Consider the following 21,297-nt stretch of genomic DNA (forward strand, 5'->3'; position numbering starts at 1 on the left):
TCCGCAGGTTTCGGTACGCGAAAACATAGGATGAAGATCATGGGAATGATCCAATGCATTTCACCGGTCGACGGATCGGTTTACGCCGAGCGCCCGGCGCTTTCGCTGGAGGCGGCGAAAGAGGCCGTTGCGCGTGCGCGCAAGGCGCAGAAGGCCTGGGCAAAGCGCCCGCTGGAAGACCGTGTTCAGCTGGTGCTGAAGGGCGTCGCACGGCTCAATGAAATGTCCGACGTCGTCGTGCCCGAGCTTGCCTGGCAGATGGGCCGCCCGATCCGTTATGGCGGCGAATACAAGGGCTTCAACGAGCGCTCCAACTATGTCGCCTCGATCGCTGCCGATGCGTTGGCGCCGCTTGTCGTCGAAGAGAGTGACAAGTTCGAGCGCCGGATCGAGCGCGAGGCGCATGGCGTCGTCTTCGTCGTGGCGCCCTGGAACTACCCCTACATGACGGCGATCAACACGATCGCCCCGGCGCTCATGGCGGGCAATGCGGTTGTTCTGAAACATGCCTCGCAGACGCTCCTGGTCGGCGAGCGGCTGGTGCAGGCCTTCGTCGAGGCCGGCGTTCCCGAGGATGTCTTCCAGAACGTGTTCCTCGATCACGAGACGACGTCGGCCCTGATTGCTGCTGGTAGCTTCAATTTCGTCAACTTCACCGGTTCGGTCGAAGGCGGTCGCTCGATGGAGCGCGCTGCGGCGGGTACGTTTACCGGGCTTGGCCTGGAGCTCGGCGGCAAGGATCCAGGCTACGTCATGGAAGACGCCGATCTCGATGCGGCGGTCGATACGCTGATGGACGGCGCGACCTACAATTCCGGCCAGTGCTGCTGCGGAATCGAGCGCATCTATGTGCACGAGTCGCTCTATGACAGCTTCGTCGAGAAGTCGGTCGCCTGGGTATCGAACTACAAGCTCGGCAATCCGCTGGATCCGGAAACGTCGCTTGGGCCGATGGCGAACAAGCGTTTCGCCAAGGTCGTGCGCGAGCAGATCGCCGATGCCGTCTCCAAGGGTGCCAAGGCGTTGGTCGATCCCAAGCTGTTCCCGCAGGACGATGGCGGCGCTTATCTCGCTCCGCAGATCCTGGTCAACGTCGACCACTCCATGGCCTTCATGCGCGAAGAAACCTTCGGTCCGGCTGTCGGCATCATGAAGGTGAAGAGCGACGACGAGGCAGTGGCCCTGATGAACGATAGCCAGTACGGCCTGACGGCTTCGCTCTGGACGAAGGATCCGGAGCGGGCAGGGCGGCTTGGTCGCGAGATCGAAACCGGCACCGTGTTCATGAACCGCGCAGACTATCTCGATCCGGCGCTCTGCTGGACCGGTGTCAAGGAAACCGGCCGTGGCGGCTCGTTGTCGATCATCGGCTTCCACAATCTGACACGTCCGAAATCCTACCATCTGAAGAAAGTCACAGCATGAGCAGCAACATCACAGCCAACTGGAGCTATCCGACCGCCTTCAAGTTAGGTCGGGGGCGCATCAAGGAACTGGCGGACGCCTGCAAGAGCCTTGGCATGAAGAAGCCGCTGCTGATTACCGATCGCGGCCTCGCGTCCATGGCGATCACCAAGACGGCGCTCGACATTCTGGAGGACGCCGGTCTCGGTCGCGCAATCTTTGCCGATGTCGATCCGAACCCGAACGACAAGAACCTCGACGCCGGCGTCAAGGCGTTCAAGGATGGCGGCCACGACGGCGTGGTTGCCTTCGGCGGCGGTTCCGGCCTTGATCTCGGCAAGTGCGTGGCCTTCATGGCCGGCCAGACGCGCCCCGTCTGGGACTTCGAGGACATCGGTGACTGGTGGACACGCGCCGGCGTCGAAGGCATCGCGCCGATCGTTGCCGTGCCGACGACGGCGGGCACGGGCTCGGAAGTTGGTCGCGCCAGCGTCATCACCAATTCCGAAACCCATGTGAAGAAGATCATCTTCCACCCGAAGTTCCTGCCGGGCGTCGTCATCGCAGATCCGGAACTGACGGTCGGCATGCCGAAGATCATCACGGCCGGCACCGGCATGGATGCCTTCGCGCATTGCCTGGAAGCCTATTCCTCGCCCTTCTACCACCCGATGTCTGCCGGCATCGCGCTGGAGGGCATGCGCCTCGTCAAGGAATTCCTGCCACGCGCCTACAAGGAAGGCACCGACCTCGAAGCCCGCGCGAACATGATGTCGGCGGCCGCCATGGGCGCTGTTGCTTTCCAGAAGGGCCTCGGCGCCATTCATGCGCTGTCGCACCCGATCGGCGCGGTCTACAACACCCACCACGGCATGACGAATGCCGTCGTCATGCCGGCCGTGCTTCGCTTTAACCGTTCGGCGATCGAAGACAAGATCGCGCGTGCGGCGGCCTATCTCGGTATCTCCGGCGGTTTCGACGGATTCTACAACTACGTGCTGCAGCTTCGCGCCGAGCTTGGCGTTCCCGACAGCCTGTCTGCGATGGGGATCAAGCCCGATCGAATCGATGAACTTTCCGCGATGGCGATCGAAGATCCGAGCGCCGGCGGCAATCCGGTCAAGATGACGCTCGAAAACACGAAGGCGCTCTTCAAGGACTGCTTCTGAACTTAGACAAGACGGCGGACCGAACTGGCCCGGAAAGCCTAGGCTTTCCGGGCTTTTATTATTCGTGGCGTCGTGATTTCGAGGAGATGCAAGAAATGTCAGCCGCAATTTCAGGCGCCGTGTTTAGGAGTTGTTAACCATCATTGTAAAGGATGCGTTAACCGCACGATGTTTCGGAAAGTGCGCGACAGGGCCATAGAGAGGCTCACTTTTCCCTTCGAGGACCGTCCATGCCAGTCATCACTTTCGCAAACACCAAGGGCGGCGCCGGCAAGACCACAGCCGTGCTTCTTCTCGCCACGGAGCTTGCCCAGAAGGGCTATCGGGTGACAATCCTTGACGCAGATCCGCAGCACTGGATCACGAGATGGCATGAAGTATCCGGGCATGTGGCCAACATCTCGGTCATTGATTTCGTGACGTCGGCGTCGTTGCCGCTGCACATATCGGAAAACAAGCACAATACGGACTACTTCATCGTCGATCTGCCCGGTGCGCGTAATCCGCTGCTTGCCACGGCAATCGGCCTCTCCGATCACGTGCTGGTCCCGATCCAGGGATGCGCCATGGACGCTCGCGGCGGCGCGCAGGTTCTCGAACTGCTGCAATATCTTGACGAGAAGGCCGGCATCCGCATTGGGCACTCGGTCGTGTTGACGCGTGTCAACTCGATGGTGACGACACGCGCACTCTCCATCGTCAAGTCGCTGCTGAGCGAGCGCCAAGTGCCGGTGCTGGATACCGCAATCATCGAGCGGTCTGCCTTCCGGGACATCTTTGACTGTGGTGGCACGCTGCATTCCCTCGATCCTGCCCGGGTGAGCAACCTCGACAAAGCGCGTGAGAATGCTCGCTGTTTCGCTGAAGAGATCATGGGCAAGGTCCCGGCAAAGCTCCCGGAGCCGGCGCGCAGCACTGGCCCGTTGATCCGCTCAGCCGCCTAGCGGAAAACTGTCTGCTAAACAAAAAATGCGCCCTTTGCGGCGCATTTTTTGTTGGTGGAACGGCAGGATGGATCAGTCGGTGAATTCGACTGTAACGCCCGGCTTGACCATCTTCGCCAGTTCGGTGGCGTCCCAGTTTGTCAGACGGATACAGCCATGGCTCTGGGTCCGACCGATCTTCGATGGCTCTGGCGTTCCATGGATACCGTAAGTCGGCTTGGAGAGCGCCATCCAGACCGTGCCGACCGGGCCGTTCGGACCCGGCGGAATGTTCAGGATCTTGTCGTTGGCGCCCTGCTGGAAATTGATCTTCGGATTGTAGGTGTAGCCCGGATTGAAAGCTACGCGCTCGACGGTGACCGTACCCGAAGGGGAGGGCGTATCGGTCGAGCCAATCGAGGCCGGGTAGGCAGCAATCAGATTGCCGGCGTTGTCATATGCGAAGACCTGCTTGCGGCCCTTGTCGGCAATGATGCGTGCGACCGATCCAGCTTTCACTTCGCCAGGATTGACGACCTTGATGACCGTTCCGGGGACCGTGAAATCGACGCCCGGATTGATTTCCTTCAGGAAGCCTTCGTCCATGTGGAAGCGCTCGGCGAGCATTTCCGTCGTCGAGGTGTAGCCGAGCGACGACATGGCGGCCTTGTGCGCGTAGTCCTCGGGGATCTCCGCGACATAGGGGCCGGCGGCATCCGCAGGCGTGATCGTGTAACTCACCAGCGGCAGGCCGCCGGTCATGCGAAGCTGCTCGAGGATGGCGTCCGTATTGTTCGGGTCGAGAGTCTCGCCCGTCATCTGCTGGTAGGCATAGATCGCTTTAGTCACGTTCGCGCCCATGTGGCCATCGATCGCACCTGGGGACACGCCGGCGCGGTCGAGGAAGACCTGAAGGGCGACGATCTCGGACTTCGACTTGTTCTTGAGCGTGATCACCGGCTCCTGAGGCGGCTTCGGCTGCGCCATCTCCGGCATTTGCTGGTCCGGCTCGATGGAAGCGTAGTTTTCGCCGCCTTGCGGGTAAGGCTGCTCGTCCAGGGGCTGTCTGTCGATCGCAGCGTCACGCGGGATCGAGCCGGTGACGGCGCCGCGTTCGGAATAGCGCGAATCGCCGTAGGGATCGTCGCCGTAGTAGGCGTCGTTATTGTAGGCATCACGCACGGGCGGGCGCGGGTAGTAACCGCGGGCGCGCATTTCGGTCGCAATCACATTGCCATAGGGATCGACCAGTACGCGGTTGCCCCTACGGTCGCGCGCGTAGGCGGCGCCGGATGGTACGTAGTCGAGGATATCGCCGTTCGGCGCCACGAAGACAATGTCGCCCTGGCGTCCGTTGTAAAACTGCTGCGCATCGGCAGAAGGCGCGACAGCGATGGCGAGCACGGCAGCTGCGGCAGACAATCCCGATCTTACAAAGCGATTCACGTCTTCATATCCTTCAGTGACTTGGCCGACACACACCTGCGAATTTTGACGCTAGTGTGGAATTTATGAAATCGTACTGAACAAAAGATAAATATTTGGTGATTTCTCCTTTGCTCATAAACCTTTGGGGTGAACTGCCGGTTCCCTGGAGCGGCATAGCAGTCGTGATTGACGAATGCCGCTGCGAGACATATCGCTGCATCAGTCGCCAGAACCGGGAGGAAGTTGGACAATGATCGAGTTTGCCGCCGCAACAGGGCCGAAGCTGATGCTGGACGAGACGTCGCAGATGGATATCGGCGGCTGTATCGTCAACGGCGTCGACATCGCTCCCAAGAAGGCGGTTCCCGATGACGGCGACACGCGCATCTCGCATTCTGTCGAAGGCTTTCTCTTTACCTGCGGACCGGACCATATCCGTCACCGCGAGCCGATTCCGGGTCGCGCAGACGGCAAGGTCTATCCTTTGCATGGATCGGGCCCTGGTCATGCAGCCAGGGTCCTCTGGACGAAATTCGAGAATGGGAATGCCGAGTGCCGGGCGGATATCGATATCGTAACGGTCGAAGGCTTGCCTGCTCGAATTGAACGCCATTGGTTCGTCAACGGTCAGACAGGCGAGGTCAGTCTTAAAGACAAGGTCGTCAACACCAGCGACAAGGTCGTGCCGACTTTTCTGATGTACCATATGAATATTGGCGGCAAGTGGTTCGATGCCGGCACGCGTCTCGAAGGCAAGATGCTCGAGGGTGACGGCTTTCCCTGGAATTTCGGCGAAGAGCCGGGTGGTATCTTCTGCGTTGAAGCGCCTCCAACGGACAGCGGTTTTGCCGAGGTGCGCCTTGGCCCGATTGCCGCGATCGGCGGCAAGGTCCTCCGAGTGCGGATCCTTGCCGAGACGTTGCCGCACCTGCAGGTCTGGCGCAATCAGAAGGCACCTGCCGACGTCCTCGGCATCGAGCCGGTGTCGCATCGCTGGGTATCTCGCTCCGAGCTGGAAGCAGCGGGTGAGTTCATCATGCTGAAGCCCGGCGAGAGCCGAAATTATGCGCTCAGCTTTGCCTTCGTGTGAGTGATCTGCGGTTGACGCTTGGCATGGGGCGGCGTAGTCATTCAGCCCATGATTTCAGGAGGATTAGCGATGGACATTCGCCAAATCGACGACGAATATTCGGTTTCCGGACAGATTTCGGTCGAGGATCTCGATCAGATCAAGGCCATGGGCTTCAAATCGATCGTTTGCAATCGCCCGGACGGCGAAAGCCCGGATCAGACGCCTTATGCCCTGGTCGAAGCGCGCGCAAAGGAACTCGGCCTCGATATCGCACACGTGCCGGTCGGCCCGATGGGCGTCAACGAAGAGGCGATTGCCGGGATGGTCGATGCCCTTGATGAATTCCCGCGTCCGATGCTCGGCTATTGCCGCTCCGGTGCCCGTTCGACTGCGATCTATCAGAAGACGCAGCACATCCGCGCATAATACAATCCGTGACCCGAGTCCGACGCCGCTTCTTTCCAGCGGCGTCTTTCATTTCATCAATAGGAGACAATCATGAGCATTAAGCGCATCGACGTTGGCGCCCGCATGAGCGGCGCGGTCGTCCACGGCAACACGGTCTACCTCGCAGGTCAGGTCGGCGAAGGCGAAAGCGTCACCGAACAGTGCAAGTCGGCACTGGCTGAAGTTGATCGTCTGCTCGCTGCGGCCGGTTCGAACAAGTCGAAGATCCTGCAGACGCTGATCTATCTCTCCGACATGTCCTACTTTGCCGAAATGAACGCTGCCTGGGAAGCCTGGGTCGATCCGGTCAACACGCCGGCTCGCGCTACCAGCGAAGCCAAGCTTGCTGCACCGAAGTACAAGGTCGAGTTCACGGTTACCGCCGCCCTCGACTAAGTCACGACGGTGTTGTAATCCCGAAGGCCGGTGGGTTTTACTCACCGGCTTTTTGTTTGGGCGATTTCCGAAAGGGTACGTGTCGGCGTAATGGCTTCCGGATCAAGCCTCACCTCGATGATCGAGGGCTTGCCGCTTGCCCGTGCGCGTTCGAAGGCGCCGGCGAAGCTTTCCGTCGTCTCGACGGTTTCCCCGTGGCCGCCGTAAGCGCGCGCAAGCGAAGCAAAGTCCGGGTTGGTCAGGTCGGTGCCGCTGACGCGGCCGGGATATTCCCGCTCCTGATGCATGCGGATGGTGCCGTAGATGCCGTTGTTGATGACGATCGCGATGATCGGCAGGCCGTAGCGCACGGCAGTCGCAAACTCCTGGCCGTGCATCAGGAAGCAGCCGTCTCCGGCGAAGCAGATGACCTCGCGTTCGGGAAAGAGCTGCTTGGCAGCGACAGCGGCCGGCAGGCCGTAGCCCATGGAGCCTGATGTCGGGGCTGCCTGGGTGTTGAACTGGCGGAAGCGATGGAAACGGTGGAGCCAGGTGGCATAGTTTCCAGCGCCGTTGGTGAAGATCGCATCGGGGCGTGTGTTTTCTTCGATCCACTCCATGATCGGTCCCATGTGGACCGGTCCCGGACCGCTCTGCGGCGGTGTCGACCAGGCGATGTAGGCTTGGTGCATCCGTTCGGTGCGCTCTGCCCATCTGAGTTCGCTTGGCGCCTCGAGATCAGCAAGATCCGCCACGAAGTCACTCGGGCTCGCGCAGATTGCGAGGTCGGGGCGATAGACGCGGCCGAGCTCTGAAGGATCGGGATGAATGTGGACTAGCGATTGCTGTGGGTAGGGGATGTCGATCAGCGTATAGCCGGAGGAGGGCATTTCCGACATCCGGCCGCCGAGCAGGATCAGCAGGTCGCTCTCCTTGATTTCCTTCGCCAGCGCGGGGTTGACGCCGATACCAACATCACCGGCATAATTCGGTTGTAGATGATCAAACAGCATCTGCCGGCGGAAGGAGCATCCGACCGGGAGCGCGAAGCGTTCCGAGAAGGCTTTCAGGTCGGCGACCGCATCCGCATCCCAGCGCGTGCCGCCGACGATGACCATCGGTCGCTCCGCCTTCAGCAGACGAAGATAGAAGTCGTCAATCTGGCCGCGGCCGGGATGGGCTTCGACGCGCGAATAGCGTTTTGCGCGGGGCGCCTCCACCTCGTCACGCAGCATGTCCTCAGGTAGTGACAACACAACGGGGCCGGGACGGCCGGATGTTGCGATCGCAAAGGCGCGGGTGACGAACTCCGGAATGCGAGCCGCGTCGTCGATCTCGCCGACCCACTTGCTGAATTCGGTGAGGGCGCGGCGATACTCAACCTCCTGGAAAGCCTCCCGCTCGCGGGCATCGCGCTGGACCTGCCCGATGAAGAGGATCATCGGGATGGAATCCTGCCTGGCAATGTGCAAACCCGCCGTGGCATTGGTGGAGCCTGGGCCGCGGGTGACCATGCAGATGCCGGGCTCGCCGGTGAGCCTACCCCAGGCATCAGCCATCATGGCTGCGCCGCCTTCCTGTCGGCAGACCACCACGTCGATGTCGCTGTCATAAAGCGCATCGAGAACGGCAAGGAAACTCTCGCCGGGTACGCAGGAGAGGCGTTTCACCCCATTTGCTTTCAGGGCCTCGACGATCAGTTCCCCGCCGGTCTTCTTCATGATGCTCTTTTCCCCTCCAGTTCGGCGAGTTCCGCCAGAACTTCCTCCTGATGCTCTCCCAGCCTCGGGCTCGGCCGCTCGTAGCGCAAAGGCGTTTGCGACAGCACGACCGGCGTCCTCACACCAGGAATGACGGTACCCTTTGCGTCGGCGAGATCTACCCGCAACCCACGCGCCTGGATTTGCGGATCCTCAAACATTTCTTCGATTGTATTGATCGCACCGGCCGGAACCGCGTCCGCCGCACAAGCTTTCAACAGGTCGGCTTTCTGCCATTTCAGCGTTTCGGTGGAAACCAGCTTGCGTACCTCGTCGCGGTTCGCGACGCGCGCCTTGTTCGTGGAATAGCGCGCATCGTCGGCAATGCCCTGGAGGCCGAGGATCGCGCAGAGGCGGCGGAACTGGCCGTCATTGCCCACTGCGAGGATCAGATAGCCATCGGCGGCGGGGACGACTTCATAGGGCGAGATATTCGGATGGGCGTTCCCGAGCCGGGTCGGGGCTCGGCCAGAAACGAGATAATTCATGTTCTGGTTGGCTAGCACGGCGGATTGTACGTCGAGCAGCGCCATATCGACCAGCTGCCCTTCGCCGGTCTTCTGCGCGTGGATGAGGGCGGCCTCGATGGCTGCGACGGCATAAATGCCGGTAAAGACGTCGGCGATCGCGACGCCCGCTTTCATCGGCTGTCCGTCCGGCTCGCCGGTGATCGACATAAAGCCGGACATGCCCTGAACGATATAGTCGTAACCTGCCAGGCTGGCATAGGGACCGTTCTGGCCGAAGCCGGTGATCGAGCAGTAGACAAGCTTCGGATTGATCTTTTTCAGGCTCTCATAATCGAGACCGTATTTCACAAGGCCGCCGAGCTTGAAGTTCTCGATGACGACGTCGGCCGTGGCGATAAGGCGGCGGACGAGGGCCTGATCCTCCTGGCGCTTCAGATCGGCAGTGATCGAACGCTTGCCGCGGTTGGCACCGTGGTAATAGGCCGCGGAAAGGTTTTCGCCGTCGGCACCTTCGACAAAGGGGGGCCCCCAATGCCGCGTGTCGTCGCCTCCATCGGGGTTTTCGACCTTAATCACGTCGGCACCGAGATCGGCCAGCATCTGGCCCGCCCATGGCCCGGCAAGCACTCGCGCAAGCTCGATGACGCGTATGCCTGATAGCGGCGGTTTTTGGAGCTGATTGTCTGTCATGTTCCTCCCACGATCAGATCAGGGCGCCAGGGCCGATTGAGGTGTATCGGATACGGGCTTCGATGCAAAGCGGCGCTCGCGCCAGATGATGTACAAGCCCGATGCGATAATGATCAGGATACCGACCCACTTGAGCGCATCCGGAAAGTCATCGAATACAAGCCAGGCGAAAAAGGTCGCCGACACGATCTCGAAATACTGCAGCGGTGCCAAAATGGAGGCAGGTGCTGCACGATAGGCATAGACGCCGAAGATGCCGGCAATGGCTGCCGTGACGCCGACGCCGACCAGATAGAAGTAGCCCCGGCCATCCGGCATCACTGCGTCAAAGATGTCGGAGCCTGTGCCGCTGCCGAAGGCAAGCAGGATCGCGCAGAACAGCAGACCCCAGATGCCCATCTGAAGCTGCATCGCCCACGGATCTTCTCGGTGCGAAAGCACGCGGGTCATCAAGGCGAAGATGGCGATGCAGAAAGCGCTGACGACGGGCAGAAGCGCGACGTAGCCGACCTCTTGAAAGCTCGGCTGGATAATCAGCATCGCGCCGAAAAAGCCGACTCCGCAGGCGATGTAGCGGCGCCAGCCGATCGTCTCCTTGAGGAAGATGCTGCTCAGGATCGTCAATATGATCGGCTCGACGAAGAAAATCGCGATGGCGTCAGCAACCGGCATGTACTTCAGCGTCGTAACAAAGGAGACCATGGAAATGGTAATGATGGCGCCTCGGATGGCGTGAAAGATATTGGCTCGCCAGGAGAACGTCTTCCAGCTTCCGCGCCAGACAACGATCGGCAACATGCAGAGAGCCTGCACGACAAAGCGGGCGGCGGTGATTTCCGCTGCAGGAATCGTAGCGATCGCGAGCTTGGAGAAGATGTCGATGATCGGGGACACCAGCACCGACAGGAACATCAGGAGAATGCCGGTCGAAACCTCCGAAGCGGAGGCGGAACGGGACGAAATACCATTGCTCATCGCGAAACCCTTCAGTTCAGGATCTTGCGATCGCTTCGTCGCACCAGTCGGCGAATGCGGCGATGGCCGCGTCCGCTCCAATTTCATTCAGCGTTTCGTGGCGCATGTCCTGATATATCTGTGTCCTGATACGGGAGAAGCCGTGAGCTTTCAAATGCTTTGACAGCCAGATCACCGCTTCTCCGTTATCTGTTGCCGGATCCTGTCCGCCACCGACAAGGTGGATCGGCGTGTGCTTCGGCAGCCGGTCCAGTTGCGCCTCTTGTGGTGCGCGAAACGTCATCTCGAAAATATCGAGCCAGAGCGACACGGAAGCATCGAAGCCACACAGAGGGTCAGCAATGTATTTGTCGACCTCAACAGGATCGCGGCTTAGCCAGTCGAACTCGGTTCGACGGTTGGCAATGGACTTCCCCCAGGTGCCGAAGGTGAGCTTCGGTAGGATGCCGCTTGGAACATCGGAGCCCTTAAGGGCTCGTTCTGCCAAGAGGATCGCCTGGGCGGCCCGTCCCGATAGGCCCGGGTTGAAATTCGAATTCCAGGCGGCAATGGCGTCATATTTCTCCGGATGGGTGATCGCCGCGTTGAGCGCGATGAGCCCGCCCATTGAGTGCCCGAAGAGGATGACGGGGAGGCCGGGATATTGTTTTACGGCAAGCTCGCGGACAGAGCCGACATCGTCGATAACCTGTCGCATGCCGTTGCGGCGGGAAAAACGCCCGATTGGCGCATCCGGGCCAGTCGTTTCGCCGTGCCCACGGTGATCGAAGGCGAACACATGGTAGCCGCGGGCTGCCATGGCTGCCGCAAAACGGGAGTAACGTCTGGAATGCTCGGCCAGCCCATGAGACACAAGGACAATTCCGCGTGCCTCTGATTGCGCCGGCTCATGATGAAAGGCGAGTGAAGCGTCCGCCGTTTCAAGGCGTTGCGTTTCTGCGAACATCATATCCTCCCGTTTCCGGGAGAAGACCAGATCGGCCGTGAAAAGCAACACGCCCAGATATTTATGCCAAGGGATTTTTCGTACCCTACGGATTGAGGGTTGTGAAAACAAACGCGGCGTGATTTCTTGTTCATGAATTGTTCTTTGTGGGGACGAAGATGAGCAATCCATTTCTGCGCATGGCTGTGGTCTCAATTGCAATTGCAGCCGCCGGCGTTGCGGGAGCCCAGGACGGCGGCGGAAGGACGCGCTTCATTCTGGCGGCCAGCTGGCAACCCGCGTTCTGTGAAACCAACCAGCGCAAGCCGGAATGCCGCAGCCAGACCGGGGAGAGGTTTGATGCGACCAATTTTTCGCTGCACGGCCTCTGGCCGATGCGGAAGGACTATTGCGACGTCTCTGGTACCCTGCGGAGCGCCGACAAGGACGGCGAGTGGGGGAGGCTGCCTGAGGTAGAGCTTTCGGCGGAGACCAAGACAGCCCTCGATAAGGCGATGCCCGGTACGCAATCCGGCCTGGAGCGGCATGAGTGGACCAAGCACGGCACCTGCACGAAGATGAGCGCCGACGACTATTTCAGCACGTCGGTTCGGTTGATCAACGAGCTGAACGCCTCGGCAGTCCGCGATCTGTTCGCGACCAATATCGGCAAGCCACTGACGGCGGAGGCGATCAAGGCGGCTTTCGACAAGAGCTTCGGCCCCGGTGCCGGCGATCGCGTCAAGATGAGCTGCCGACGGGCCAGCGGAGGCCGCGTTATCAGCGAACTTACGATCGGGCTGTCGGAGGGCGCGACATCGAACGAGCAAGCAAGCCTTCGTGACCTTATCCAGGGGGCAGGGCGGACGTCGTTCGGCTGCAATGAGGGCGTCGTGGACGCTGCAGGGTTCTGAGACTGCCTCTCATTGAAAGCGGGCTTTCGCCTGTTTAGACGCTGGGATCCGCGACGCGTCGATACCCCCAGATCATACGAGGCTGCTGAAGGCGAACTGCCGCGTTCGGTTACGAAGGCTGCAAAAGCCTCTGGTTTTTGGCCGCTGCGCGTTGCTCCTTGGTCCCAATTCGCCTAAATAGCGGCAAAACTCAAATTCCCGCGCGGAGCGAATTATCTATGGCACGTCAGTTCATCTACCATATGGCCGGCCTCAACAAGGCGTACGGCAACAAGAAGGTGTTGGAAAATATCCACCTTTCTTTCTATCCGGATGCCAAGATCGGTATCCTCGGCCCGAACGGTGCTGGTAAGTCGACCGTTCTGCGCATCATGGCAGGCCTCGACAAGGAATATACCGGCGAGGCGTGGCTCGCCGAAGGCGCTACCCTTGGCTACCTCGCGCAGGAGCCGCAGCTCGATGCGTCGAAGACGGTCCTTGAGAACGTCATGGAAGGCGTTGCGCCGAAGAAGGCGATCCTCGATCGCTACAACGAGTTGATGATGAACTATTCCGACGAGACTGCGGAAGAGGGCGCCAAGCTCCAGGACGTCATTGACAGCCAGAATCTCTGGGACCTCGAAAGTCAGGTCGAAATGGCCATGGACGCGCTGCGCTGCCCGCCAGGCGACTCTTCGGTCGAGAAGCTCTCCGGCGGCGAAAAGCGCCGTGTAGCGCTCTGCCGCCTGTTGTTGGCGCAGCCCGACCTGCTGCTGCTCGACGAACCAACCAACCACCTCGACGCCGAGACGATCGCCTGGCTCGAAAAGCACCTGCGCCAATACCCCGGCTCGGTCCTGATGATCACCCACGATCGCTACTTCCTCGACAACGTCACGGGCTGGATCCTCGAACTCGACCGTGGTCGCGGTATCCCCTACGAAGGCAACTACTCCGCCTATCTTCAATCGAAGGCCAAGCGCATGCAGCAGGAGGGCCGCGAAGAGGCCTCCCGCCAGAAGGCGATCAGCCGCGAGCAGGAATGGATGGCCGCCAGCCCGAAGGCCCGCCAGGCAAAGTCCAAGGCGCGTATCCGTGCCTATGACGAGTTGGTCGCGGCGGCAGAGGCCCGTCGCCCCGGCGATGCGCAGATCGTCATCCCGGTCGGCGAGCGTCTTGGCCAGGTGGTCATCGAAGCCGAGAACCTCACCAAGGGCTATGGCGATACGATGCTCATCGAAAACCTCACCTTCAAGCTGCCGCCCGGCGGCATTGTCGGTGTCATCGGTCCGAACGGCGCCGGCAAGACGACGTTGTTCCGCATGATCACCGGCCAAGAGAAGCCCGATAGCGGCGACATCCGGATCGGCGAGACTGTCGATCTCGGCTATGTCGACCAGAGCCGCGATGCGCTCGACGGCAACAAGACCGTCTGGGAGGAAATCTCCGGCGGCAACGACATCATCAAGCTCGGCAAGCACGAAGTGAACAGCCGTGCCTATTGTGGCGCCTTCAACTTCAAGGGCGGCGACCAGCAGCAGAAGGTCGGCACGCTTTCCGGCGGTCAGCGCAACCGCGTTCACCTTGCCAAGATGCTGAAGGCCGGCGGTAACGTCATCCTGCTCGACGAACCGACCAACGACCTTGATACCGAAACACTGGCGGCACTCGAGGATGCGCTCGAAAACTTCGCCGGTTGCGCCGTCATCATCAGCCACGATCGCATGTTCCTCGACCGTCTGGCGACGCACATCCTCGCCTTTGAAGGCGACAGCCATGTCGAGTGGTTCGAAGGCAACTTCGAAGACTACGAAAAGGACAAGATGCGCCGTCTCGGTGTCGATTCGATCAACCCGCATCGGGTGACTTACAAGCGCCTGACGCGCTAATCACCCAAGATCGCGTTGGAGACCTGGAAGCCCCGGTTCGCCGGGGCTTTTTTGCGCGCGTCGATGTCGCGATCCGAGCAGCTAATTTCGTGAACGGAGGGAATTGCGGCTTGCCACGCCCAATCGTTTGACATAAAGATATCTTTATATGTTGATTGGATCGAGTATGGGTGAGCCTATCAGACTTGGATTGGATGCATTGGTGGACGTCCTCAGGGCGGCCGGCGAGCCGACGCGTCTTCGCCTGCTGGCCCTCCTCGCAGCAGGGGACCTGACGGTCACTGATCTTACAGAAATCCTTGGCCAATCCCAACCGCGCATCTCTCGCCACCTCAAGCTGCTTGGCGAAGCGGATCTCATCGACCGTTACCAGGAGGGCGCCTGGGCCTATTTCCGGCTTCGGCAGGATGGCAAGGCGGCCACGTTCGTTCGTAGCCTGCTGGCGCATGCCTCTGAGAACGATGCTGTGATCCTGCGTGACAGCGAAAGGTTGGCGGCGGTCAAGCGCCAGCGGGCCGAGCGGGCACAGGCCTATTTCAGTCGCAACGCCGCCGAGTGGGACGAACTTCGCCGTCTGCATGCCGCCGACGAAGAGGTCGATGCCGCGGTCATTCGGCTGCTCGGCAGCCAGCCGATCGACTCGCTTCTCGACCTCGGCACCGGAACCGGCCGCATCCTTGAACTCCTGTCCGGCCTGTATCGTCGCGCGATCGGCGTGGACGCCAGCCGCGACATGCTGAGCGTGGCGCGTGCAAATCTCGACAACTCGGGGATCATCAAGGCATCGGTCCGCCACGCCGATATCCTAAATCTGCCGTTCGAGGCGCAGGATTTTGACGTGGTGACGATCCACCAGGTACTGCATTTCTTTGACCAGCCCGAGATCGCGATCGGCGAGGCAGCGCGTATGCTGCGGCCAGGCGGGCGGTTGGTCATCATCGATCTTGCCCCGCATGGGCTGGAGTATCTTCGCGACGAGCATGCGCATGTTCGCCTAGGCTTTTCGCATCAGTCGATGTCCGACTGGCTGCGCAAGGCTGGGCTGGATGTCGAGCAGGTCGTCGATCTTCATCCGGGTCATGAAAGCGGGCAGGGGCTCACCGTCACTGTCTGGCTTGCGCGCGACCCCCGGCGCCTCATGGCCTCCGCAGCGAGCGAAGGCGCCGAACCCATACTTGCCGGGAGATAATCATATGGCTTTGAACAGCGACGCGCGCCGCAAAATCGGCATTTCCTTCGAGTTCTTTCCGCCGAAGTCGGAAGAAATGGAAGGTCAGCTGTGGAACACGGTCAGCGAGCTGCAGGACTGGAATCCCGACTTCGTATCGGTGACCTATGGTGCCGGTGGCACTACCAAGGCGCCTACACTGGCGACTGTCTCACGGTTCCTTTCCGAAACCCCGCTCGCCACGGCGTCGCATCTCACCTGCGTCGGCGCGACGAAGGACGAAACGCATAGCGTGATCGACAGCTTCCGCAAGGTTGGCGTGAAGCATTTCGTGGCGCTGCGTGGCGATGCGCCGGGCGGCGTTGGCGCGCCCTATCAGCCGCATCCCGGCGGCTATGCGAATGCGGCGGCATTGGTTGCCGGTCTGCGTGAGATCGGCGATTTCGAGATTTCGGTGTCGGCCTACCCGGAAAAGCATCCGGAAAGCTGCGATACCGCCGCCGACATCGACATGCTGAAGCAGAAGGCGGATAACGGCGCGACCCGCGCGCTGACGCAGTTCTTCTTCGATAACGACAATTTCGAGCGCTACCTGGAAAAGGTGCGGGCTGCGGGCATCAAGATCCCGGTTGTGCCGGGCATCATGCCGATCCAGAACCTGACGCAGCTGAAGCGCTTCGCCGGTGCCTGCGGCACGGTCATCCCTGCATTTCTCGATGAACGCTTTGCAGGCTACGACGACAAGCCGGAAGAAAGAGCCAAGGTTGCCGCTGAGGTTGCCGCCGAACAGATCGAGGATCTGGCTCGCCGCGGGCTGACCGATTTCCACCTGTACACGATGAACCGGGCGCCGCTCGTTTCGGCCGTGCTGACCAATCTCGGCTTCACACGGGAAGGCGCCAGAAAGGCTGGCGCTGCCGCTTAGGCTGCTCCGTCAGTGACGACAAAAAGAAAAGCGCATCTCCTCGTGGGATGCGCTTTTCTGATTCATTGAACTGTTTCGCTACTCAGGAGTCTCGGTACTGTTCGCTTGCCTCGGCGTTCAGATGAAAAGCATTGTCAATACAAATGCAAACGCCGCGCTGACCAAAAGGACATTCAAGGATTGTGTAAGTCCCATGTCTGTCTCCTCGCGTTAACGGTTGCGATAATATGTCGTGATTGTGTCGCTTGCAAAGCGGATTTTATATTGCGCTGCGGCGAAAATGTCACATTGCGGCCGTGACGCTTTGTTCAATTCATTGAAATCTCAAGATAAATCGCCGTGGAAAAATATTCACAGATTTTAACCGACCGTTAAGGTCGGCGATCCGGCCTTCACACTTGCGGCAAGATGAAGGCTTTGCCTGAAGCGCCTGAAACCATGGAACAATCCGCGAAAATGAAAAGGCCGGGTGCGAAACCCGGCCTTAAAGTGCTCGCTTGAGGAAACGTGATCAGAGCGAGTTGAGGAGCGTCGGCGTTGCCCAGCCATCGGCGGGAATGCCGAGACGCTGCTGCTCCTTCTGGATGGCGACGCGCGTGCCCGAACCAAGGATGCCGTCGACCTTGCCGACGTCGTGACCGAGCGTTCCGAGCTTGGTCTGCAGTTCCTTCATCTGGTCGTTGGAAAGTCCCTGTTCGGGCGTGCCCTTGAGATAGGTCTCAGCGCCGGCAAGGCGTGTCGCGAAATAGGCGGCCGAGGTCGTGTAGATGAACGACTTGTTCCATTCGAGATAGATCTGGAAATTCGGATAGGCAATGAAGGTCGGGCCAAGACGACCCTGCGGCAGTATCAGGTCGCCATGCAGGTTGCCGAAGCTCGTGTTGCCATCGCGCGGCTTGACCCCAAGGGCGAACCACTCACCGGCCGTCAGTGGGCCGCCGATACCGGATTTCTCCCAGGGGAGGTTCTCGGGAAGCGTGACTTCCTGGATCCACGGCTGGCCCTTCTGGAAACCGAGATGCTGGATGAACTTGGCCGCCGTCAGAATGGCGTCGGGGCCGCTCTGCTTGAGGCGGACGTGACCATCGCCGTCGCCGTCCATGCCATAGGCGACTATGTCACGAGGCAGCATCTGGACCTGGCCGATCTCGCCGGCCCAGGCACCGGTGTTGGTTGCCGGGTCGAGGTCGCCATGCTGAACCATTTCGATGAGGGCGATCAGCTGCGGACGGAAAAGCTCCGGACGGCGGCAGTCGTGAGCCAGGGTCACGAGGGCGTTGCGGGTGTTGAAGTCGCCCTGTACGGCGCCGAAGTCGGTTTCCATCGCCCAGAAGGCGGTGATAACCCCTGCGGGTACACCAAATTCCTGCTCAGCACGGGCGAAGACATCGGCGTGTTGCTTCATCTTCTGGCGGCCAATGTCGAGGCGGCCCTGGCTGACAGTGCGTTGCGAGAATTCCAGGAAGGTCTGCTTGAATACGCCCTGAGCGCGGTCGCGGCTCAAGACCTTCTGGTCGATCTGTGCGCCTTCCAGAGCCTTGTCCGCAGCTTCGGCCGATGCGCCCGCTGCGATGGCGTCGGCCTTTACGCCGGCCAAGAATTCGCTGAGGTCGCCGTCACATGCTACCGCCGGTGTCTGCGAAGCCGGGGCACTCGGTGCCGGCGTCTGCGCGGCTGCGCCGGTCGCCAGACCGGCAGCGAAAAGGAGTGCAAGTGCCGTGCGGCTTGCGGGCGAGACGTACATAGTTTCGATCCTCGTCATAAAATGGAATTTCCGTCGATTTCCCAAATGATTGTGACGGAAGCAAGAAAGACGAGGCGACGTTACTAAGAATTTGTGTCCTTTGATACCGCCGCTACCCAGTTGTGCCAATTCTGGGTCGATCCGGCAAAGACATTGATGTCCGTTGGACCCTTGATACCGGGGATGACGCCCGTCGACGTGTATTGCCAGAAGGCCCAACGGCGGTCGGTATAGGTGACTTCGGGATGCTTGGCGGTGGAGCGGACCCAGAAGTGGTAATTCTGGAAGTAGCCGACGAGATTGTCGCGATGGAAGTCTACCGATGTGTAGATGATCGGACGCTTGCCGTAATAGGCCTCGAGGCGATCCATGAAGCGCTGAAGCTGGGCGCGGACCGTCGCCGGATCGGGGCGATAGCGGCATGTCTTCGATTCCGCATTCCATTCGGCGTCGAGGACCGGCGGCAGGCGCATCGATTCCTTGGGCACGTTACGGATGAACCAGTCAGCCTGTTCATCGGGCGTCGAGCAGAAATAGTAGAAGTGATAGGGAGCGTGCGGAATACCGACGGCGCGGGCGCGCTGCCAGTACTCGTTGAAGCGCGGATCGATGCGGTCCTTGCCTTCGGTCGCCTTGATGAAGGCGAAAGCAACGCCGGAACCCTTGACCGTCTGCCAGTCGATATTGCCCTGCCACTTCGACACGTCGATGCCGTGGATCGGCTGCTGCTCCGGATGCTTTGATCCGAAGTCCTGAGGATCGGTGTCCTTAAAGCGCGTTTTCGGCTTCACGGACGCTGTTTCGAGAAAATCATAGCCCGATGATGTACATCCGGCGAGCATGACAGCCAACGGCAAAACGCAAAACAGAAGCCGGCGCATAGATGTTCCGTCGCGAAACGAATGGATTTTTTGCCCCACAGCTCGACCCCGTTAAAGACGCGTCCAGCAGAGGAATGTCCCCTCTATTTTCCATATCAACGTAAAAAAACGGTTAGTTTCAAGCGAAATGTCAAGGTATGGTCACAATGACGGCCCGCCAGGCATAGCCGCCACCAATGGTCTCGAAGGTCAGTCGCGCTTGATTTTCAGAGGCTTGAGACTTGAGAACCTGCCGCAAATCGGCGCGCGGCGACACATGAAATTTTCGCAGCCATGCCTTGAGAAGACGCGCAAACCAGCCCGGCAGGCGCTCCTGCTGGCCGAAATCGACGATGTGCAGCTCGCCACCGGGGGCGAGGGCGTTCATGGCCGAGTCGACGGCGTATTCCCAATCGGGGATCATCGAAAGCGCGTAGGAAATGAGAATGCGGTCGAAGCCGCTGACGCCGAACTCGCGCGGTGTGAAGGCGGTCGCGTCCGCGACGCGAAAATCCGGAAGCGTTGCTTTGGTCTCGAATGTTTTGCGCGCGGAGATCAGCATCTCGTGCGAGATGTCCAGGCCGAACAGCCGAGCCTGCGGGTAATATTTATGGGCGAGCGCCAGGTTTCGGCCGGTTCCGCAACCGACCTCCAGCAGGGTGCCGTCTTCCGGCACATTCAGATTGCGGATCGTCTCATCACGGCCGAGAAGGTAGTACTTGCGCGTCAGGTCATAGATGTGGCGCTGATAACGGTACATGCCGTCCATCAGGGCGGCGTGGCCGTCGTCCTTGGTGACGGGATTCGTGCCGACCCCGCTCACGCATTCTTCCTGTAGATATGGAAGCCGCCATAGATTGCCGAGCGATCAAGCGCCGTGAGTTCGGCGGAGCGCTTTTCCATGTACGTCCACTGATCGCGGATTGCAGGCGACAGACGGCCTTCGATGATGCTCTTTTCGGCCGCCGTACGGAAGATCGCCCGGGCACCTTCGCGACCCGTGCGGCTGATCTCTGCCCATAGGTCGTTGAGCTGCTGGTCCGTCATCCAGTCCTGCGCATCGAGAAGGATGTAGCGATCGCGCGATGCGGCCGGCTCGCCCGCGAGGAGTTCGGTGAAGCTTGCGTGATGAACGGTGACGCGGTCCACATTGCCACGGATCGCCTCGTAGTTCGCGGGCTCGAGATAGGTCGGGAGTGGGCCTTCGCCCTTCGCTGCGTAGCGGCGAGCGAAAGCCTGCCAGGCAAAATAGTTTTCCTGCATGGGGAAGTGGCAGGCCAGCTTCTCAAGACGGTGCCGTAGGACCGGCGCGATCGACTGGTCGGCGGCAAGGCTTGCCAGTTCGTCATATTGCTGTGGCGGGATACCGAGGCCGAACAACGAGCTCTTGCGGCCGGTGATCCAGCGTACGACCGGCTTGTCGAAGAGTGGTGCGATCTTCTCGTCGAAGAACTGGCGCTGCTCGCGCAGGGAGCGCGTCTTGGTCATTTCCGTCAGGTCGACGCCATGCAGGCGGGCTAGAAGGTGTGCTGCGCCAATGAACCGACCGAGGAGACCTGTTTCGTAGATGTTGCGGTCGAAAACCGTGACGCGCCGACGGCCGAACTTGCGGCCGTTCCAGTAGTTGCGGGTCGCGTCGTCAAGATTTGCAGCGAGGAATTGGTCGAAGGCGTGGCTGTTCGACAACTCGCGCGGTGTGGCGAGGAAGCGAACGAGATCGGCGTGTGCGGGAAGGTGGCGGAACGCGGCAAGCTTCAGGCGATTGAGGGCAATATGATGCGGATTGAGATCGACCACATCAATCGACGCCGGGCTCCTGGAAAGATAGGCAAGCATGTTGCAGCCGCCGGAGCCGATCGTCACGATGCGGTGTTGAGGCTGAAGCTCCATCGCAAGCATGTCGAGGTCGGGATCTTCCCATATTTGCGGATAGACCAGGCCGGAAAACAGCAGTCCAAAGAGCCGTTCCGAGAAGCCCGCCTTGGAGAAGGCACTGTGGCGGAGAAGAGCTGCCTTGAGTTTCCGGTTCTTGCGGAAGCCGGCATCCGGTGCAAATTCCGTCATATGAGTCTTTCACCCTTTTAGCGTTCAGGGCGTTTAGCGCGCCGTCACTACAGTTTGATGACGCAAGCTGTGGGCGCGTGCTTCCGTCGGTGGAAATGGAAAAACATCCGGGCATT

The 21,297-nt window shown here is 60.2% G+C and carries 19 protein-coding genes; 10 read left to right on the forward strand and 9 right to left on the reverse strand.

Features of this window, described 5'->3' with window-relative positions:
- Positions 1-39 precede the first annotated feature (39 nt).
- The 3 genes from RHIBUN_RS0109165 to RHIBUN_RS0109175 all read left to right on the forward strand — a co-directional run bounded on the left by RHIBUN_RS0109165 (position 40) and on the right by RHIBUN_RS0109175 (position 3,517).
- On the forward strand, positions 40-1,425 hold the full coding sequence (locus RHIBUN_RS0109165) for an aldehyde dehydrogenase family protein (protein ID WP_025659346.1): 1,386 nt from the start codon (positions 40-42) through the stop codon (positions 1,423-1,425).
- Positions 1,422-2,573: an iron-containing alcohol dehydrogenase gene (locus RHIBUN_RS0109170; protein ID WP_025659347.1), complete on the forward strand. Its 1,152-nt coding sequence runs from the start codon at positions 1,422-1,424 to the stop codon at positions 2,571-2,573. Before RHIBUN_RS0109165 ends, RHIBUN_RS0109170 begins: the two co-directional genes overlap by 4 nt.
- Before the next feature lie 230 nt (positions 2,574-2,803).
- Complete coding sequence (locus RHIBUN_RS0109175) at positions 2,804-3,517, forward strand: ParA family protein (protein WP_018858289.1); 714 nt, start codon at positions 2,804-2,806, stop codon at positions 3,515-3,517.
- 72 nt (positions 3,518-3,589) lie between these two features.
- Here RHIBUN_RS0109175 and RHIBUN_RS0109180 read toward each other — a convergent pair whose 3' ends face one another.
- The gene (locus RHIBUN_RS0109180; protein WP_025659348.1) at positions 3,590-4,942 is read right to left on the reverse strand and encodes a L,D-transpeptidase; all 1,353 of its coding nucleotides are present in this window, start codon (positions 4,940-4,942) and stop codon (positions 3,590-3,592) included.
- 232 nt (positions 4,943-5,174) lie between these two features.
- Between RHIBUN_RS0109180 and RHIBUN_RS0109185 the strand changes: the two genes are divergently transcribed.
- The 3 genes from RHIBUN_RS0109185 to RHIBUN_RS0109195 all read left to right on the forward strand — a co-directional run bounded on the left by RHIBUN_RS0109185 (position 5,175) and on the right by RHIBUN_RS0109195 (position 6,839).
- Positions 5,175-6,014, forward strand: coding sequence for a DUF4432 family protein (locus RHIBUN_RS0109185; RefSeq protein WP_025659349.1), 840 nt, complete (start codon positions 5,175-5,177; stop codon positions 6,012-6,014).
- A gap of 69 nt (positions 6,015-6,083) precedes the next feature.
- Positions 6,084-6,422: a TIGR01244 family sulfur transferase gene (locus RHIBUN_RS0109190; RefSeq protein WP_018858292.1), complete on the forward strand. Its 339-nt coding sequence runs from the start codon at positions 6,084-6,086 to the stop codon at positions 6,420-6,422.
- Positions 6,423-6,494: 72 nt separating this feature from the next.
- Positions 6,495-6,839 (forward strand): RidA family protein, encoded by a 345-nt coding sequence (locus RHIBUN_RS0109195; RefSeq protein WP_025659350.1) that lies wholly within the window; start codon positions 6,495-6,497, stop codon positions 6,837-6,839.
- Between the two features lie 41 nt (positions 6,840-6,880).
- Here the strand turns inward: RHIBUN_RS0109195 and RHIBUN_RS0109200 are convergent, their stop codons facing one another.
- From RHIBUN_RS0109200 to RHIBUN_RS0109215, 4 genes are read right to left on the reverse strand one after another with little or no spacing between them, the layout of a single operon-like run.
- Positions 6,881-8,539 (reverse strand): thiamine pyrophosphate-binding protein, encoded by a 1,659-nt coding sequence (locus RHIBUN_RS0109200; RefSeq protein WP_025659351.1) that lies wholly within the window; start codon positions 8,537-8,539, stop codon positions 6,881-6,883.
- On the reverse strand, positions 8,536-9,738 hold the full coding sequence (locus RHIBUN_RS0109205) for a CaiB/BaiF CoA-transferase family protein (RefSeq protein WP_025659352.1): 1,203 nt from the start codon (positions 9,736-9,738) through the stop codon (positions 8,536-8,538). The genes RHIBUN_RS0109200 and RHIBUN_RS0109205 overlap by 4 nt, the downstream gene beginning before the upstream one ends.
- Before the next feature lie 18 nt (positions 9,739-9,756).
- Positions 9,757-10,713: a DMT family transporter gene (locus RHIBUN_RS0109210; protein WP_025659353.1), complete on the reverse strand. Its 957-nt coding sequence runs from the start codon at positions 10,711-10,713 to the stop codon at positions 9,757-9,759.
- 16 nt (positions 10,714-10,729) lie between these two features.
- The gene (locus RHIBUN_RS0109215; protein ID WP_025659354.1) at positions 10,730-11,659 is read right to left on the reverse strand and encodes an alpha/beta hydrolase; all 930 of its coding nucleotides are present in this window, start codon (positions 11,657-11,659) and stop codon (positions 10,730-10,732) included.
- 158 nt (positions 11,660-11,817) lie between these two features.
- Between RHIBUN_RS0109215 and RHIBUN_RS0109220 the strand changes: the two genes are divergently transcribed.
- The 4 genes from RHIBUN_RS0109220 to metF all read left to right on the forward strand — a co-directional run bounded on the left by RHIBUN_RS0109220 (position 11,818) and on the right by metF (position 16,513).
- Entirely contained in the window at positions 11,818-12,552 is a 735-nt protein-coding gene (locus RHIBUN_RS0109220; protein ID WP_025659355.1) for a ribonuclease, read from the forward strand.
- A gap of 218 nt (positions 12,553-12,770) precedes the next feature.
- Positions 12,771-14,420, forward strand: a complete 1,650-nt coding sequence (ettA, locus tag RHIBUN_RS0109225; protein WP_025659356.1) for an energy-dependent translational throttle protein EttA — start codon at positions 12,771-12,773, stop codon at positions 14,418-14,420.
- Between the two features lie 166 nt (positions 14,421-14,586).
- Complete coding sequence (locus tag RHIBUN_RS0109230) at positions 14,587-15,609, forward strand: metalloregulator ArsR/SmtB family transcription factor (RefSeq protein WP_025659357.1); 1,023 nt, start codon at positions 14,587-14,589, stop codon at positions 15,607-15,609.
- Between the two features lie 4 nt (positions 15,610-15,613).
- Positions 15,614-16,513, forward strand: coding sequence for a methylenetetrahydrofolate reductase [NAD(P)H] (metF, locus tag RHIBUN_RS0109235; RefSeq protein WP_025659358.1), 900 nt, complete (start codon positions 15,614-15,616; stop codon positions 16,511-16,513).
- A 511-nt stretch (positions 16,514-17,024) separates the two neighbouring features.
- Here the strand turns inward: metF and RHIBUN_RS0109240 are convergent.
- The 4 genes from RHIBUN_RS0109240 to RHIBUN_RS0109255 form a co-directional block, all read right to left on the reverse strand.
- Positions 17,025-18,257, reverse strand: a complete 1,233-nt coding sequence (locus RHIBUN_RS0109240) for a lytic murein transglycosylase (protein WP_025659359.1) — start codon at positions 18,255-18,257, stop codon at positions 17,025-17,027.
- Positions 18,258-18,340: 83 nt separating this feature from the next.
- Positions 18,341-19,138 carry a GH25 family lysozyme gene (locus RHIBUN_RS0109245; RefSeq protein WP_025659360.1) on the reverse strand — a complete coding sequence of 266 codons (798 nt, stop codon included), beginning with the start codon at positions 19,136-19,138 and terminating at the stop codon, positions 18,341-18,343.
- A gap of 130 nt (positions 19,139-19,268) precedes the next feature.
- Complete coding sequence (locus RHIBUN_RS0109250) at positions 19,269-19,886, reverse strand: class I SAM-dependent methyltransferase (protein WP_156932685.1); 618 nt, start codon at positions 19,884-19,886, stop codon at positions 19,269-19,271.
- A 50-nt stretch (positions 19,887-19,936) separates the two neighbouring features.
- Positions 19,937-21,181: a DUF3419 family protein gene (locus RHIBUN_RS0109255; protein ID WP_025659362.1), complete on the reverse strand. Its 1,245-nt coding sequence runs from the start codon at positions 21,179-21,181 to the stop codon at positions 19,937-19,939.
- Positions 21,182-21,297: the final 116 nt, after the last annotated feature.

The organism is Rhizobium sp. IBUN, from assembly GCF_000510625.1.
In the GTDB taxonomy this organism is placed as follows: Bacteria; Pseudomonadota; Alphaproteobacteria; order Rhizobiales; family Rhizobiaceae; genus Rhizobium; species Rhizobium altiplani.

Excerpts from the sequence above, each read along its gene's own strand:
- RHIBUN_RS0109165 (WP_025659346.1), top strand. The coding sequence starts at position 40 with ATGGGAATGATCCAATGCATTTCACCGGTCGACGGATCGGTTTACGCC.
- RHIBUN_RS0109170 (WP_025659347.1), top strand. The coding sequence starts at position 1,422 with ATGAGCAGCAACATCACAGCCAACTGGAGCTATCCGACCGCCTTCAAG.
- RHIBUN_RS0109175 (WP_018858289.1), top strand. The coding sequence starts at position 2,804 with ATGCCAGTCATCACTTTCGCAAACACCAAGGGCGGCGCCGGCAAGACC.
- RHIBUN_RS0109185 (WP_025659349.1), top strand. The coding sequence starts at position 5,175 with ATGATCGAGTTTGCCGCCGCAACAGGGCCGAAGCTGATGCTGGACGAG.
- RHIBUN_RS0109190 (WP_018858292.1), top strand. The coding sequence starts at position 6,084 with ATGGACATTCGCCAAATCGACGACGAATATTCGGTTTCCGGACAGATT.
- RHIBUN_RS0109195 (WP_025659350.1), top strand. The coding sequence starts at position 6,495 with ATGAGCATTAAGCGCATCGACGTTGGCGCCCGCATGAGCGGCGCGGTC.
- RHIBUN_RS0109200 (WP_025659351.1), bottom strand. The coding sequence starts at position 8,539 with ATGAAGAAGACCGGCGGGGAACTGATCGTCGAGGCCCTGAAAGCAAAT.
- RHIBUN_RS0109205 (WP_025659352.1), bottom strand. The coding sequence starts at position 9,738 with ATGACAGACAATCAGCTCCAAAAACCGCCGCTATCAGGCATACGCGTC.
- RHIBUN_RS0109210 (WP_025659353.1), bottom strand. The coding sequence starts at position 10,713 with ATGAGCAATGGTATTTCGTCCCGTTCCGCCTCCGCTTCGGAGGTTTCG.
- RHIBUN_RS0109215 (WP_025659354.1), bottom strand. The coding sequence starts at position 11,659 with ATGTTCGCAGAAACGCAACGCCTTGAAACGGCGGACGCTTCACTCGCC.
- RHIBUN_RS0109220 (WP_025659355.1), top strand. The coding sequence starts at position 11,818 with ATGAGCAATCCATTTCTGCGCATGGCTGTGGTCTCAATTGCAATTGCA.
- ettA (WP_025659356.1), top strand. The coding sequence starts at position 12,771 with ATGGCACGTCAGTTCATCTACCATATGGCCGGCCTCAACAAGGCGTAC.
- RHIBUN_RS0109230 (WP_025659357.1), top strand. The coding sequence starts at position 14,587 with ATGGGTGAGCCTATCAGACTTGGATTGGATGCATTGGTGGACGTCCTC.
- metF (WP_025659358.1), top strand. The coding sequence starts at position 15,614 with ATGGCTTTGAACAGCGACGCGCGCCGCAAAATCGGCATTTCCTTCGAG.
- RHIBUN_RS0109240 (WP_025659359.1), bottom strand. The coding sequence starts at position 18,257 with ATGTACGTCTCGCCCGCAAGCCGCACGGCACTTGCACTCCTTTTCGCT.
- RHIBUN_RS0109245 (WP_025659360.1), bottom strand. The coding sequence starts at position 19,138 with ATGCGCCGGCTTCTGTTTTGCGTTTTGCCGTTGGCTGTCATGCTCGCC.
- RHIBUN_RS0109250 (WP_156932685.1), bottom strand. The coding sequence starts at position 19,886 with ATGGACGGCATGTACCGTTATCAGCGCCACATCTATGACCTGACGCGC.
- RHIBUN_RS0109255 (WP_025659362.1), bottom strand. The coding sequence starts at position 21,181 with ATGACGGAATTTGCACCGGATGCCGGCTTCCGCAAGAACCGGAAACTC.